Annotated in this window: 11 protein-coding genes and 1 tRNA gene; 3 read left to right on the forward strand and 9 right to left on the reverse strand. The window is 64.8% G+C overall.

Annotated features, from left to right (window positions below):
- Positions 1-41 precede the first annotated feature (41 nt).
- The 9 genes from ACK4OE_RS18310 to hpnC form a co-directional block, all read right to left on the reverse strand.
- Positions 42-725 (reverse strand): response regulator, encoded by a 684-nt coding sequence (locus ACK4OE_RS18310; protein WP_409886766.1) that lies wholly within the window; start codon positions 723-725, stop codon positions 42-44.
- A gap of 146 nt (positions 726-871) precedes the next feature.
- A complete protein-coding gene (locus ACK4OE_RS18315; protein ID WP_409886768.1) occupies positions 872-1,885 on the reverse strand; it encodes a Bug family tripartite tricarboxylate transporter substrate binding protein in 1,014 nt (337 codons plus the stop codon).
- Between the two features lie 128 nt (positions 1,886-2,013).
- A complete protein-coding gene (gene hpnE / locus ACK4OE_RS18320) occupies positions 2,014-3,330 on the reverse strand; it encodes a hydroxysqualene dehydroxylase HpnE (RefSeq protein ID WP_409886786.1) in 1,317 nt (438 codons plus the stop codon).
- A 5-nt stretch (positions 3,331-3,335) separates the two neighbouring features.
- Positions 3,336-4,094, reverse strand: coding sequence for a hypothetical protein (locus tag ACK4OE_RS18325; RefSeq protein ID WP_409886770.1), 759 nt, complete (start codon positions 4,092-4,094; stop codon positions 3,336-3,338).
- A 31-nt stretch (positions 4,095-4,125) separates the two neighbouring features.
- Positions 4,126-4,965, reverse strand: coding sequence for a presqualene diphosphate synthase HpnD (gene hpnD, locus ACK4OE_RS18330; protein ID WP_409886772.1), 840 nt, complete (start codon positions 4,963-4,965; stop codon positions 4,126-4,128).
- 127 nt (positions 4,966-5,092) lie between these two features.
- Entirely contained in the window at positions 5,093-5,995 is a 903-nt protein-coding gene (locus ACK4OE_RS18335) for an amino acid ABC transporter substrate-binding protein (RefSeq protein ID WP_409886774.1), read from the reverse strand.
- Positions 5,996-6,112: 117 nt separating this feature from the next.
- Positions 6,113-7,522, reverse strand: coding sequence for an L-serine ammonia-lyase (locus ACK4OE_RS18340; RefSeq protein ID WP_409886776.1), 1,410 nt, complete (start codon positions 7,520-7,522; stop codon positions 6,113-6,115).
- 10 nt (positions 7,523-7,532) lie between these two features.
- Positions 7,533-8,279, reverse strand: coding sequence for a hypothetical protein (locus ACK4OE_RS18345; protein WP_409886778.1), 747 nt, complete (start codon positions 8,277-8,279; stop codon positions 7,533-7,535).
- Positions 8,280-8,599: 320 nt separating this feature from the next.
- Positions 8,600-9,436 (reverse strand): squalene synthase HpnC, encoded by an 837-nt coding sequence (hpnC, locus tag ACK4OE_RS18350; RefSeq protein ID WP_409886788.1) that lies wholly within the window; start codon positions 9,434-9,436, stop codon positions 8,600-8,602.
- Between the two features lie 320 nt (positions 9,437-9,756).
- Here hpnC and ACK4OE_RS18355 point away from each other — a divergent pair, with 320 nt between their 5' ends.
- From ACK4OE_RS18355 to ACK4OE_RS18365, 3 genes are all read left to right on the forward strand, one after another.
- Entirely contained in the window at positions 9,757-10,983 is a 1,227-nt protein-coding gene (locus ACK4OE_RS18355; protein ID WP_409886780.1) for an efflux RND transporter periplasmic adaptor subunit, read from the forward strand.
- 8 nt (positions 10,984-10,991) lie between these two features.
- Positions 10,992-14,174: an efflux RND transporter permease subunit gene (locus ACK4OE_RS18360; protein ID WP_409886782.1), complete on the forward strand. Its 3,183-nt coding sequence runs from the start codon at positions 10,992-10,994 to the stop codon at positions 14,172-14,174.
- A 90-nt stretch (positions 14,175-14,264) separates the two neighbouring features.
- A tRNA-Leu gene (locus ACK4OE_RS18365) sits at positions 14,265-14,351 on the forward strand.
- The last annotated feature ends 90 nt before the right edge of the window (positions 14,352-14,441 follow it).

Genomic DNA, 14,441 nt, shown 5'->3' on the forward strand with positions numbered 1-14,441 from the left:
ACCGGTGGCGTCCCCCGTTATGGGGGAAGACGCGCAGCGTCTCAGGGCGGAGCCACATCACTTGACTCCAGCGCATAGCCCAAGCCGCGCAGCGTGGTGATGCGCACACCGCTGCCATCCAGGCGCTTGCGCAGGCGGTGCACAAACACCTCCACCGCTTCGGGGTGCACGTCGTCATCGTCAGAAAAAACACGGTCCAGGATCTGCTGCTTGGAAAACGGCTCGCCGCTGCGCTGCACCAGCACGCGCAGCACGGCGTGTTCACGCGGCGACAGGGCCAGGGGCTCGCCGTGCAGCGTGAACTGCTTGCGCGGGTTGTCGTATAGCAGCGCGCCACAAGCCAGGCGCGGGTGCTCGTTGCCGCGTGCGCGGCGCACCAGGGCATGCAGGCGTGCTTCCAGCTCGGCCAGCTCAAACGGCTTAGCCAGAAAGTCATCGGCCCCCGCGTTGAGCGAGCGCACTCGCTCGTCCAGCGAGTCGCGCGCGGTGAGGATCAGCGCGGGCAGCCTCTGGTCCCGGTCGCGCAGGCGCTGCAGCACGGCCTGGCCGTCCAGCCCGGGCAGCCCCAGGTCGAGCACCAGCGCGTCGTAGTTGTCGTGCTGCTGCAGGGCTCGGTCGGCCAGGCGCCCATCGTTGACCCATTCCACCTGAATGCCCGCATGCTCCAGCGCCCGGCTGAGCCAGGTGCCGAGGCTGTGTTCGTCTTCTGCCAGGAGGATGCGCATGGGTGATGCTACTGCCATTGTTCGATGGCACGGCTGCGTTCGCTTGCCATCGCCGCTGTCTGACGAGCTGGCCCTTTCCGACGTTAGAGCCACCGGTGGGTTTCACTGTTGCGGGAGGGCGCCACAGGCGACTCAACAGGTTTTCATCAGTCGGGTTTCACCTTGGCCCGCAGCAACACCTTTTGCCATCGCGCTTGTTCTGAGGCGATGAATTTTGCGAATTCCGCGGGTGTGCTGCCAATGGCTTCCGCCGCATCGGCGTTCAGGCGCTTGAGCGAGTCGGGCGCTTTCACCGCTTTGGCGGCTTCGATCGCCAGCTTGTCCAGGTGCTCCTTGGGCAGCGTGGACGGGGCCAGCAGGCCGTACCACTGCGTCATCTCAAAGCCCGGAAAGCCCTGTTCGGCCACGGTGGGCACATCGGGCAGCTGCGGCAGCCGCTGGATCGAACCCGTGGCAATGCAGCGCACCTTGCCCGACTTGATGAGCGGCAGCATGGCGGCGGCGCCCACCGCTGCGGCGTCAAGTCTGCCCGACATCAGGTCGGTCGTCATGGGGCCGGTACCTCGGTAGGGCACGTGCAGCATGAAGATCTCGGACGTCATCTTGAGGTATTCGAACGCGAGATGGCCCGCGCTGCCATTGCCCGCCGAGCCATAGCTGAGCTTGGCGGGGTTCTTCTTGGCGTAGGCGATGAACTCTTTCAGGTTTTTGGCGGGCACATCGGGGTGAACCACGTACAGGCTGGGCACCTTGGCCAGCAGGCTCACGGGTTTGAAGTCCTTGGCGGCGTCGTAGGGCAGTTTGTCGAAGATAAAGGGGTTCACCGCCAGCGTGCCGATGTGGCCGAGGATCAGCGTGTGCTGGTCGTCGGCGCGCGCCACTTCCGACATGGCAATGTTGCCAGCCGCGCCGGGCTTGTTATCCACATACACGCTTTGGCCCAGCGTCTTGCTCAGCTCTACAGCCGTAGAGCGCGCCACGATCTCCGAGCTGCCACCCGGCGCAAACGGCACCACAAAGCGGATGGACTTGGCGGGCCATGCGGCCTGCGCCGAAGCCAGGCCGGGCAGCAGGCCGCCCAGTGCCAGGGCGCCGCTGGCCCCCAGCAGGTGGCGGCGGGTGGGGTACAAAATTGGGGAAAGGGTGTGGTCGATAGGCATGCTTGTCTCCGTGAAAGCCGTGATGGCGTTAGCGGATGCCATGGTGTGCGTCGCGTGCTTTCGGAATGCTGTCAGTCGGCATGGGGTTTTCCCCATGCTCGCCAACGCAAGGTGCTGTGCTCAGGAGATCAATGCAATGCCGCCACCGCCGTGCCACACAACACGGCCCCTTCGAGCGTGGCGGGGTAGGGGCCGTCCACGTAGTCACCGCAGGCGCTCAACCCAGGCATTACCTGCATGCCAGGCCGCTGCAGCCCTGGTGTGCAAGCAAAGGTGGCGCGCTTTTCAACCACGGACTGCACGGGCTTCAGTGCGGAAATGCCCAGCTGGCTGGCGGCCTGCCGCAGCACTTGTTGTTCGATCTGCGAGCGGTCCCCGTCACTCGCGCTGACCACAAAAGCCAGTAAGCCATGGCTGCCATCGAGCTGGCCTCGGTCGAACACGAACTGCGCTGGGTGCTCGGCCGTGTTGCGCAGCGCGAGCATGGGCAAGGGCAGGCGTACGCCGGGCGCATGGACATAGACGGTGGTGATGGCCTCAAAGCGCAGGGCACTGGCCTGGGCAATCCAAGGGGCGGCATTGGCCAGCCCGGCGATACTGGCCACGCCCGCCACAAGCCGGCTCGCCTCCCACGAAGTGCAGGCGAGGGTGATGTGGTCAAACACGCTACGGGCACCGTCCGCGTCGTTCGCACTGCCGCTCGCACACACCACCTGCCAGCGTCCGCCCGGTTGAGGTTGGAGCCGCTGAACCCGTTGACCGGTGAGCACCTGGCCGCCGTTCTGGGTAACCCAACGGGCCGCAGGCTCGGGGAAAAGCGCACCCAGGTCGGTGCGCGGCAGCAGCAGGTTGGAGCCGCCGCGCCCGCTGAAAAGGCTGTCTTGCAGCACCCGCAGAAACACCTGCCCGCTGGCTTGCGCTGCCGGGGTATTGAGCGCCGACACACACAGCGGGTCAATGAACTCGGCCATCAACCGCGGCGTGAGCGAGGCGCACAGTTGCGCCGCCGAAATCTGGGGTTCGCAGCGAAAGCCGCGCAGTTGCCACCCCGTGGCTGTGCGCAGCAGCGCCAGCTTGTCGCCCCAGCCCCAGCCTTTGGCGCGCGCAATGCCGAGCAGGGCATCCAGCGGCGGTGGCAAGTCAGGCAGTTGCAGCCCCTGGCCATCGGGAAACTGCAGCGTGAGCGGCAGGCGCAGCAGGGCGGTGTCAGGGTCCATGCCCACCAGCCGCATCAGCCGCAGGCATTCGGCATACGCACCAATCAGGATGTGCTGGCCGTTGTCCAGTGTGGCGGGAGTGCCATCCGGCAGCGTGGCCTCTACGGCGCGTGCGCGGCCACCCACGGTGCGCGCGGCTTCGAACACCGTGACCTGGCGGCCCGCCTGCGTGTGTGCAATGGCGGCAGCCATGCCCGCCCAGCCTGCGCCGATCACGGCGACCTGCACGCGGCTCATGCCTTGGTGGCTTTGCACTGGGCCTGCATATCAGCAGACGCTTTGCGCAGGGCCGGGTCGGCGCAGCGTTGCCGGAGTTCGTTTTGCGCAGCGCGACTGCCCGCGCTGGCGGCATGGGCCAGCAACCGCAGGGCGTGCAGGCTGATCTCTGCGCCCGCACTGGCGCTTGTACCAGCGGTTGCAGGTGTAGTTGCGGTTGCTGTGGTCGCTGGCGTGGGCACTGCTGCGGCGGCAGGGCCCAGGGTTTTGGGTGCCGCGTGGGCCGAGGGCAGGCGCTCTGCCACCGTAAAGTCCCCGGTCTTGCCCGCCTGCGCCACCATGCGGTGGTACAGGTCCATCATGTGCGCCGTGTCCGTGCCGGTGAGGCTGGCGGTGGGCTTGGCCAAGTACATCGCAACCTCGGGCGGCAGGGCCGCATTGACACTGCCTGCCAGAGCGCCACTGCCCTGCGGCACCGCACCATCCACCGCTGCCGCTTTGCCGCCCACGCGCGCTGCGTCGTCGGCCAGCGTGGCGGCGCCAGCTGCCGCACCCACACCCGCGGTTTTGCCCGCAGTGCCTGCCGCCGCCTTGCCTGCGCCGCTGGCCGCCTTGCCCAGAAGCCCCAGGAAGGCATGAGCGGGCAACACGGTGCCCGCCAGGGTCAGCGCCATCAGAACCACTAGTGCTGTGGCTGCCATGCGCTGCAGAGGCAGCAAGCGGTGTACCGTGGGCTGGGTGTCAGGGCGGTATGCGGGCAATAGGGAAAAGGCCATGGTGTGGACGTGAGGGGTGTGTGCTGCGCGGTTACATGCGCCCCAGTGCCTGCACCTTCCACGCCAGCCAGAACTTGCGCAGCGGCGTGAGCTTGATGCGCTGGTGCAGCACCTGGAAGTTGTCGTGTTCGATCTCGCGCAACAGCGTGCGGTAGATGCTGGCCATCATCAGACCGGGCTTTTGTGCGCGGCGGTCGGCGTCGGGCAGCAGGACCAGGGCCTCGTCGTACAAGCGGTGCGCGCGCTCTGCCTGAAAGCGCATCAGTGCGGTGAAGCGGTCGGAGTAAGTGCGCTTCAAGATCTCATGCGCCTTCACGTCAAACTGCTGCAGCTCGCTCACCGGCAGGTAGATGCGGCCCAGCATGGCGTCTTCGCCCACGTCGCGGATGATGTTGGTGAGCTGAAACGCCAGACCCAGCGTGTGCGCGTATTGCGTGGTGCGCTCATCCGTCTGGCCAAAGATGCGCGCAGTGACCTCGCCCACAATGCCCGCCACCAGATGGCAGTAGCCCTTGAGGCCCGCAAAGTCGAGATAACGCGTTTGCTCCAGGTCCATCTGGCAGCCGTCGATGACGGCCTGCAGGTGGCGCTGCTCAATGCCGTAGTCGGCTGTGTGCGGTATCAGCGCCAGCATCACAGGGTGGGTGGGCTGGCCGGCGTAGGCCTTGGCCACCTCGGCCTGCCACCAGGCCAGCTTGGTGCGTGCTACGCCGGGGTCGGTCACTTCATCGACCACGTCGTCTACCTCGCGGCAAAACGCATAAAAGGCCGTGATGGCGGCGCGGCGGGGGGCGGGCAAAAAGAGAAAGGCGTAATAAAAGCTGCTGCCCGAGGCCACGGCTTTTTGTTGTACGTACTGCTGCGGTGTCATGGGGCCGGATTGTCCCATGGGCTGCGTGACCACAAGCCGGGCTTTTTCAAGTCAACCAAGGGCTGTGGGCACGCCGGTTTCGCGCGATGGCTCCAAGCGGATAGAGGGCAGGTTTGGCAACCGCGTCTTAAAACGCGATTTGCTCAACGCCCATATCGCTCGGGCGCCGCAGTGCTTCCTTCATGAACATGCTCAGAGGCAGCATACCTTGCTCCGAGCTGAACCACTTCTTGTAGAGCGCGGTCATTTCACCATTCTGGATCATGCGGCGGGTGACGCGGTCGACAAGCTCCTTGAACTTGGGGTCGTCCTTGCGCAGGCCAATGCTGTAGGGCTCAACAGACAGGCGCTTGTCCAGAAACTGGAACTCATCCATTGATTTGCCCAGCCGGGTCAGCGGGATCCAGATGCCTGCATCGTCGGCAAACGCGGCGTCGGCATCCCCTTTGGCCAGTGCGTTGACGGCATCCAAGGTACTTTCGACCAGCACATAGTTGAATTTGCGCGTGAAAGTGCGCTCGTTGGCACGCAGCAGGTTTTCGTTGGTGGTTTTGCCTTGCACGGCAATGCGTTTGCCCTGCAGGTCGTCCAGCGTCTTGATGCCCGAGTTCTTGCGTACCAAAAACGCGGACGACGCCACAAAGATGTGGTGGCTGAACGAGATGTCTTTTTGCCGCGCCGCCGTGTTGGACGTGCCGCCGCACTCCAAATCCACCATGTTGTTCTTCACATCGGTGATGCGGTTTTTGCCGTCCACCAGCAAATAGGTCACGCGCAGGTCGGGGCGCTTGAGCTCTTTTTTGATCTCTTCAAAAATTTGCAGGCAGATATCGACTGTGTAGCCCTGCACCTTGCCCGAAGCATCCTTATAAGAGAACGGCAAGGATTTTTCTCGATGTCCCAGCCGCAGCTCGCCAGAGCTTGCAATGCGGGTGAGCGTGTCTTGTGCCAAGGCGGGCACGCTGGCCAGAGCGGTCGTTGCGATGCCTGCCATCAGGGCCCACGGGCGCAGTTTGGAAGAAATTGACATCTTGAAAAATGGAAGTGAAGGGGAAGAAGGACAGTTCACTGCCCCAGTAAGGTGGAGCGATTGTCTTGCGCTCTTGGGTTTTAAGGGTGCTCTGACTGCGATCTTGCGTGCTGCACGTCAGCATTCCACAACGTTTACAGCCAAGCCACCCCGCGAAGTTTCTTTGTATTTGCTCTTCATATCCGCCCCGGTCTGCATCATTGTCTTGATGACTTTGTCCAGCGACACCACGTGGTGACCGTCGCCGCGCAGTGCAAGGCGGGCGGCGTTGATGGCCTTGATGGCGCCCATGGCGTTGCGCTCGATGCAAGGGATCTGCACCAAGCCGCCCACGGGGTCGCAGGTCATGCCCAGGTTGTGTTCCATGCCGATTTCAGCGGCGTTTTCGATCTGCTCGGGCGTGCCGCCCATCACGGCGGCCAGGGCGCCTGCCGCCATGGAGCAGGCTACGCCGACTTCGCCCTGGCAGCCCACCTCGGCGCCGGAGAGCGAGGCATTCTCTTTGTAGATGATTCCGATAGCGCCTGCGGTGAGCAAAAAGGTGGCTATCCCATCGTCATTGGGCGGGATGGGGCCTTGAAGAAAGTTGACGTAGTAATGCAGCACGGCCGGTATTACCCCGGCTGCGCCGTTGGTGGGGGCTGTCACCACACGGCCCCCTGCGGCGTTTTCTTCGTTGACGGCCATGGCGTACAGGTTGACCCAGTCCATCATCGACAGCGGGTCGCGCTGGGCGGCTTCGGACTGGGTGGTCAGGCTTTTGTGCAGGTCGGCCGCGCGGCGGCGCACGTTCATGGGGCCGGGCAGGGTGCCTGTGCTGGCGCAACCGCGTTGCACGGCGCCTGCCATGGTGTGCCAGATGGCCAACAGCTGGCGGCGCAGCTCGGTGGGGCTGCGCCAGTGTTGCTCGTTGGCGGCCATGAGCTGCGCGGGGGTCAGGCCGGTGGCCTGGCACTGCGCCAGCAACTCGGCGCCGGTGCGGAAGGGATGGGGCAAGCCCTGGCCGTGGCCTGCAGCGCCTGGCTGCGCGTGTGCCGCTGCGTTGAGCACGCGCTCGCCCGCCGCATCAATCACAAAACCGCCGCCCACCGAGAAATACTCACGCGCCGCGATCTCGGTGCCCTGCGCATCAAACGCATGAAACGCCATGCCGTTGGGGTGCAGCGGCAGGCTTTTGCGGCGAAACAGCAGGTGCTCTTTTTCGACAAACGGCACTGGGTGCGCGCCCAGCAGGGACAGCGTTTTCCGGGTGCGGATGTCGGCAATGGCGGGGGTGATCTGGTCGGGGTCCATCTGGTCGGGCTCGTACCCGGCCAGACCCAGCAGCACCGCCTTGTCGGTGCCGTGGCCGACGCCGGTGGCCGAGAGCGAGCCGAACAGCTCCACGGTGACGTGGTGCACGGCGGCCAGGCCCAGTGTGTGGCGCAGATGGCAAACAAACTGCCGCGCCGCGATCATGGGGCCCACGGTGTGGGAGCTGGAGGGGCCGATGCCGATTTTGAAGAGGTCGAAAACGCTGACGGACATGGTGGGGCTCTCAGGGACGGCGCAGTGGGTGGGTCGAGGGGCGGGATTGTGGGTTGGCCCGCTGCGACAGATGCGATTTCAAGGCGAACGTGGCACCGATCAACGCCAGCCAGCCCAGCAGCACATCCCAGAACCCCATCACCAGCCACACCGGTGCCAGCAGGGGCCCCGCCAAGGGGATGAAATAGAGGGACAGCCGGGGCGTCCAAAAGCCAGGGGCTTTCATGCAGGGCGACGAGAAGGGGTCGAAGGTGCCGGGCGAGCAGCCCAGGCTTTCCATGATGGCCCGCGCGTTCTGGTTGCCCACAATGGGCACGCCCAGTGCCAAGCAGAACACGATGAACCCTGCCAACAGCAGCCAGAAGGTTCCCGTCACGCTCCAGCGCAGCACGTCAGCCTGTGTGGCGTTGATGCGGCGCGGCAGCCATTGCTGCAACAGCGCAGCCGCTGCGACGGGGTTGCGGTCTGCCCAGCGTGCGGCAACCAGCGCCAGCCCCCACACCACCAGCAGCCCCCAGAAGTGGGTCAGCAGCACAAACGGGTAGTCGACGATGCTGCCCGCGGACAGAAAAGGCGTCAGCCGCAGCGCAACCGGGTTGGTGAGCCACGAGCACGAGCGCAGTGCGGGGTCGGCGTGGGGTTGGCACTGCAGCACGTCCAGCACCCGCTCTGCGGCCACGCCCCCGACGATGGAAAAGACCAGGCAGAAAAGGATGAGCCCCCACTGGAGGGTTTTGAAAAGGTGTCTGGCAGTCAAACGGATGGCCCTCCTGGCACGCCACGGGTAACGGCTTGCGGGTGTTGTTGTCGTTGTTGCATGTCTCGGGCCTTGTAGGCTCGTGTGGCTTGTGCCCCGCAATGGGCGCAAGACTAGCCTGCTGCAAAGACGGTGCCATGCGCGCTATCCCTGCCTTGCCACGGCTTCGGGGCGTGTCCATGCACCGCCGAAAGCGACGGAGTACTTACAAATTGATAGCTGCTAGCGCTTGATGGATAAGCGCTAGAGGCCAATTTGGCTTGACATCAAGACCCAGGTGCAGTTGGATGTCAGCGCGCCTTGTGGCCCATGAATCTTTCTTACATCACCAGCGCGCGGCCCAGCATCACGCACCAGTCCCATGCATGCAGGCGCGGGCGGGTGTGCAGGCTGCCGCCTTTGAGGGCGTCGACCTTGTCCAGAATGCGCAAGCCGCCTTGCACGACCAGTCGCAGCTCCCACCCCGCGCGGCCGGGCAGGCGGTGCACCAGGGGGGCGCCGGTTTGCATGCTGGCGCGGGCCCAGCGGGCGCAGCCGGTGATGAGGCGGATGTTTTCGGGCGTGTTTTGCAGCGCCAGCAGGTCGGCCTGGCAGGCGCCGTGGGCAGCGCAGTCCTCGCGGGGCAGGTAGTGGCGGCCGCGGGGAATGTCTACGCTCAGGTCTTGCCAGAAGTTGATGAGCTGCAGTGCGGTGCAGACGGCGTCGCTTTGTTCCAGCGCCTTGGCGTCGGTCACGCCATACAGGTGCAGCAACAGGCGGCCCACGGGGTTGGCGGAACGGCGGCAGTAGTCCAGCAGTTCGTGGCGATCAACGTAGCCTTCGGCATCGCGGGTTTTTTCCACGTCTTGCATGAAGGCGCTGAGCAGGTCAGCCAGCAGCGGCACGGGCAGGTGGTGGCTGCGCAGCACCGCTTGCAGCGGCAGGAACACGCTGGCCCAGCGGGGCGAGGGTGGCTGGCCCTGGGCGATGGCCATCAGGTCGGCGTGGTAGGCGGTCAGGTCGGCCAGGCGGTCTGCGGCGGGGGCGTCGCCTTCGTCGGCAATGTCGTCAGCGGTGCGGGCAAATCCGTAGATGGCGGCAATGGGCTGACGCAGGTGCGGCGGGCACAACACGGACGCGACCGGGAAGTTTTCATAATGGGTGACCGGCGCAGCGATGGCTGCATCGTCATTCTTGTGCGGGGCCGTGGCCAGGTGGGGCGCGGATGCGTATGCGGCGACAGATGCGGTCGCCGGGACTTCAGATGTAGGGGGGCTTGGGCGGTCGTTCACCCGCTGATTGTCGCTTGACAATGCGGGGGGCTTCTCATAGATTACTAACCAGTCAGTCAGTAATCAAAAAACCAACTCAACCTGGGACAAGGAGGCTGGCCGGTAACGGTTACTACCGTTCCGTTTTCAGCGCAGGCATTCGTGCCTGCGTTTTGCGTGCAGCCCCTGCAACTCCTTGTAGCCCTACTCTATTCACCGGATTTCCCATGCGCACATCCTCCGCCTCGCGGCCTTTTCAACGGCACTGCCGGACCTTGCTGATGGTGGCTGCCGCTGCTTTGCTGGCCGCCTGCTCGCGTCCTGCGCCGCCCGAGGAGCCTGTGCGCTCCGTCAAGTTGCTGACGGTGGGCGTGGGTGCGCTGCAGTCCAGCCTGGAGTATTCGGGCGAGGTGCGGGCGCGGGTGGAGTCGCGGTTGGGATTCCGCGTGGCGGGCAAGATCGTGCAGCGCCAGGCGGAGCTGGGCCAGCGCGTGAAGGCAGGGCAAGTGCTGGCGCAGCTGGACCCGCGCGACTATCAACTGGCCGCTGACGCCGCGCGCGCGCAGCTGGCATCGGCCACCACCCAGCGTGACCTGGCCGCTGCTGACTACAAGCGCTACCAGGCACTGAAGGACCAGAACTTCATCAGCGGCGCCGAGCTGGAGCGCCGCGACGCCACGCTGAAAGCCGCCCAGGCCACGCTGGACCAGGCCCGCGCTCAGCTGTCGTCGCAAGGCAACCAGACGGCCTACACCACGCTGGTGGCTGACGTGTCGGGCGTGGTCACTGGCATTGACGCCGAACCGGGCCAGGTGGTGTCGGCCGGAACCCCCGTGGTGCGCATTGCGCAGGACGGCCCGCGCGACGTGGTGTTTGCGGTGCCGGAGGACAAGGTCGGGCAGATCACCCCAGGCTCTGAAGTGGCGGTGCGGGGCTGGTCCGGCGGCGCTGGCCTGACGGGGCGCGTGCGCGAAGTGGCGGCCAGTGCCGATGCTGCCACGCGCACATACCAGATCAAGGTGGCCATCGACGGCACCGATGCCCCCGCGCTGGGCTCCACCGTGTACGTCACGCCCAAGGCGCTCAGCCATGCGGGCATTCCCGCCATCAAGCTGCCCACCAGTGCGCTGCGCCAGGAGGGGCAGTCCACGGCGGTGTGGGTGTATGACGCGGCCAGCAGCACGGTGAAGTCACAGGTGGTGCAGATTGCCACGGCCGACGGCAACGAGGCCGTGGTGGCCGCAGGCCTGACGCCGGGCATGCAGGTGGTGGCCACGGGGGTGCATGTGCTGTCGCCCGGGCAGAAGGTGCTGATTTATCAGCCAAAAACGGCCTCAGAGCCCGTCAGTAAAGCGCAGACAGCTACCAATCCAGTAGCAATTCCCGCGGTGCCCGCCGCATCCGCTGCTCCGGCCGCCACGGCTGCGGCACCCGCAGCTTCCACCGCCAACTGAGGTCGGCCATGACGCAAGTACAACCCAAAGAGGGGTTCAACCTCTCCAAGTGGGCGCTCGACCATCCCGCCCTCACGCGCTACCTGATGGTGGTGCTGATGCTGCTCGGCTTTGCCGCCTATTTCCAGCTGGGGCAGGACGAAGACCCGCCCTTCACCTTCCGTGCCATGGTGGTGCGCACGTATTGGCCCGGCGCCACGGCGCAGCAGGTGGCCGAGCAGGTCACCGACAAGATCGAGCGCACGCTGCAAGAGGTGCCGTATGCGGACAAGATCCGCAGTTATTCCAAGCCCGGCGAGTCGCAGATCATTTTTCAGATCAAGGACTCATCCAAGGCCAGCGAGGTCGCCAACGTCTGGTACAGCGTGCGCAAGAAGGTAGGCGACATGCGCTACACCTTGCCGTCGGGCATCCAGGGCCCGTTCTTCAACGACGACTTTGGCGATGTGTATGGCGTGATCTATGCGCTGGAATCCGAGGGCTTTAGCTACGCCGAGCTCAAACAGTTTGCCGATGACGCGCGCCAGCAGCTGCTGCGCGTGCCCGACGTGGCCAAGGTCGAGCTGTTTGGTGTGCAGGACGAAAAACTGTTCATCGAGATCTCGCAAAAGCGCCTGTCGCAACTGGGCCTGGACATGAACCAGGTGCTGGCCCAGCTGGGCCAGCAGAACGCCGTGGAAAGCGCGGGCGCCATCCAGACGCCGCAAGACCAGGTGCAGGTGCGGGTTGAGGGGCAGTTCAACGCCATCGAGGACCTGCGCGCCATGCCCATCCGTGGGCCATCGGGCGCGCAGCTGCGGCTGGGGGATATCGCCGAAGTCAAGCGTGGTTATGTCGATCCGGCCACCGTGAAGGTGCGTCACCAGGGGCAGGAAGTGATTGCGCTGGGTGTCTCCATGGCCAAGGGTGGCGACATCATTGCGCTGGGCAAGGCGCTGCACGCAACCACCGACCGCATCGGCAGTTCGCTGCCCGCCGGCGTCAAGCTCGTCAACGTGCAAGATCAGCCCAAGGCGGTGGCGACCTCGGTGAACGAGTTTGTCAAGGTGCTGATCGAGGCTGTTGTCATCGTGCTGGCGGTGAGCTTTATCGCGCTGGGGCTGCACAAGCGGCCGGGCAACCAGCCACTGTGGAAGCGCTGGTACATCGACCCGCGCCCGGGGCTGGTGGTGGGCATCACCATCCCGCTGGTGCTGGCGGTGACTTTTCTGGCCATGTGGTACTGGGGCATCGGTCTGCACAAGATTTCGCTGGGCTCGCTCATCATTGCGCTGGGCCTGCTGGTGGACGACGCGATCATTGCGGTCGAGATGATGGTGCTCAAGCTGGAAGAGGGCTACGACAAGGTGCGCGCCGCCACCTTTGCCTATGAGATAACGGCCATGCCCATGCTGACGGGCACGCTGATCACTGCGGCGGGCTTTTTGCCCATCGGCTTGGCCAAGTCCACGACGGGGGAATACACGTTTGCGATCTTTGCGGTGACGGTGATTGCACTGGTGCTCAGCTGGATCGTGTCGGTGTACTTTGTGCCGTATCTGGGCACGCTGCTGCTCAAGGTGCCGCCGCATGTGCTGGCTGCCCAGGCCAACAAGGGCATTACCGACGATCCGCACGAAGTGTTTGACAGCCCGTTCTACCGCACCTTCCGCCGCCTGGTGGACTGGTGTGTGCAGCACCGGTGGCTGACTATTGGCGCCACGGTGCTCACGTTTGCGCTGGGCATTGTGGGCATGGGCCAGGTGCAGCAACAGTTCTTCCCCGATTCGAGTCGGCCCGAAATCATGGTGGACGTCTGGTTCCCTGAGGGCACGTCCTTTGCAGGCAACGAAGAAGTCACCAAGCGGGTGGAGCAGCGCCTGTTGTCCGAGCCGGGCGTGAACACGGTCAGCACCTGGGTGGGTTCGGGCGTGCCGCGCTTTTACTTGCCGCTCGACCAGGTGTTCCCGCAGAGCAACGTGTCGCAATTCATCGTGGTGCCCAAGGACTTGAAGGTGCGCGAGTCGCTGCGCGTGAAGCTGCCAGCGCTACTGGCCGAGGAGTTCCCCGAAGTGCGTGGCCGAGTCAAGCTGCTGCCCAATGGGCCGCCCGTGCCGTACCCCGTGCAGTTCCGCGTGGTGGGGCCTGATCCGCTGGTGTTGCGTGAGCGCGCCGACGAGGTGAAAGCCCAGTTGCGCCAGAACCCCGACATGCGCGGCGTGAACGACAACTGGAACGAGTCCGTGAAGGTGCTGCGCCTGGAGGTGGACCAGGCCAAGGCGCGCGCATTGGGTGTGACGAGCCAGTCCATTGCGCAGGCATCGAAGACCATTTTGTCGGGCACCCAGGTGGGCCAGTTCCGAGAAGGCGACAAGCTCATCGACATCTTGCTGCGCCAGCCGCTGGACGAGCGCAACGCCATCACCGACATCGCCAATGCCTACCTGCCCACGGCCTCGGGCAAATCGATCCCGCTCACCCAGATCGCCAAGCCGGTGTTCACCTGGGAGCCGGGTGTGATGTGGCGTGAAAACCGCAACTACGCCATCACGGTGCAAGGCGATGTGACTGAGGGGCTGCAGGGCGCCACGGTGACGGCGGCGCTGCAACCAGCGCTCAAGGACATCGAGGCGAAATGGCGCGCGTCGGGGCAGGGGGCTTATCGCATTGAGGTGGCAGGCGCCGTGGAGGAAAGCTCCAAGGGCTCGGCGTCGATTGCGGCGGGCATCCCGGTCATGCTGTTCATCACCTTCACGCTGCTAATGCTGCAATTGCACAGCTTCAGCCGCGCGATGCTGGTGTTTTTGACCGGGCCTCTGGGTCTGGCGGGTGTGGCGGGTGCGCTGATTTTGCTCAACCGCCCGTTCGGCTTTGTAGCGCTGCTGGGGGTGATCGCGCTCATGGGGATGATCCAGCGCAACTCGGTGATCTTGATTGACCAGATCGAGCAGGACCGCGCGCGGGGCGTGCCTGCTTGGGATGCCATCGTGGAATCGGCCGTGCGGCGACTGCGCCCCATCGTGCTGACCGCTGCGGCGGCCGTGCTGGCCATGATCCCGCTGTCGCGCAGCGTGTTCTGGGGCCCGATGGCTGTGGCCATCATGGGCGGGCTCATCGTCGCCACCGTGCTGACCCTGCTGGCGTTGCCCGCGATGTACGCGGCCTGGTTCCGCGTCAAACGGCCAGAGCCCGAAGTTCTTGGGGGCGTTTGACGGGCAGCCTGTCCGCATCAGGTAAAATAGAAGGTTGACCGATTTCACACAGGCGGCAGCGTAGTTTGCCGCCTGTTTGTTTGTAGAACCGCGCGGGTGGCGAAATTGGTAGACGCACCAGGTTTAGGTCCTGACGGTAGCAATACTGTGGGGGTTCGAGTCCCCCCCCGCGCACCACCCATGTGAGACTTTGCGGAACACGGCGCTGCTGCGCTGCAGCCAGCACGATCCACATTCATAAGAGGAATAGCCATGGCCGTTACTGTT

This window comes from Acidovorax sp., assembly GCF_046314175.1.
GTDB lineage: Bacteria > Pseudomonadota > Gammaproteobacteria > Burkholderiales > Burkholderiaceae_C > Acidovorax.

What these genes read in the sequence shown, in the direction of transcription:
- ACK4OE_RS18310 (WP_409886766.1), bottom strand. Translation starts at nt 725, where the DNA reads ATGCGCATCCTCCTGGCAGAAGACGAACACAGCCTCGGCACCTGGCTC.
- ACK4OE_RS18315 (WP_409886768.1), bottom strand. Translation starts at nt 1,885, where the DNA reads ATGCCTATCGACCACACCCTTTCCCCAATTTTGTACCCCACCCGCCGC.
- ACK4OE_RS18325 (WP_409886770.1), bottom strand. Translation starts at nt 4,094, where the DNA reads ATGGCCTTTTCCCTATTGCCCGCATACCGCCCTGACACCCAGCCCACG.
- hpnD (WP_409886772.1), bottom strand. Translation starts at nt 4,965, where the DNA reads ATGACACCGCAGCAGTACGTACAACAAAAAGCCGTGGCCTCGGGCAGC.
- ACK4OE_RS18335 (WP_409886774.1), bottom strand. Translation starts at nt 5,995, where the DNA reads ATGTCAATTTCTTCCAAACTGCGCCCGTGGGCCCTGATGGCAGGCATC.
- ACK4OE_RS18340 (WP_409886776.1), bottom strand. Translation starts at nt 7,522, where the DNA reads ATGTCCGTCAGCGTTTTCGACCTCTTCAAAATCGGCATCGGCCCCTCC.
- ACK4OE_RS18355 (WP_409886780.1), top strand. Translation starts at nt 9,757, where the DNA reads ATGCGCACATCCTCCGCCTCGCGGCCTTTTCAACGGCACTGCCGGACC.
- ACK4OE_RS18360 (WP_409886782.1), top strand. Translation starts at nt 10,992, where the DNA reads ATGACGCAAGTACAACCCAAAGAGGGGTTCAACCTCTCCAAGTGGGCG.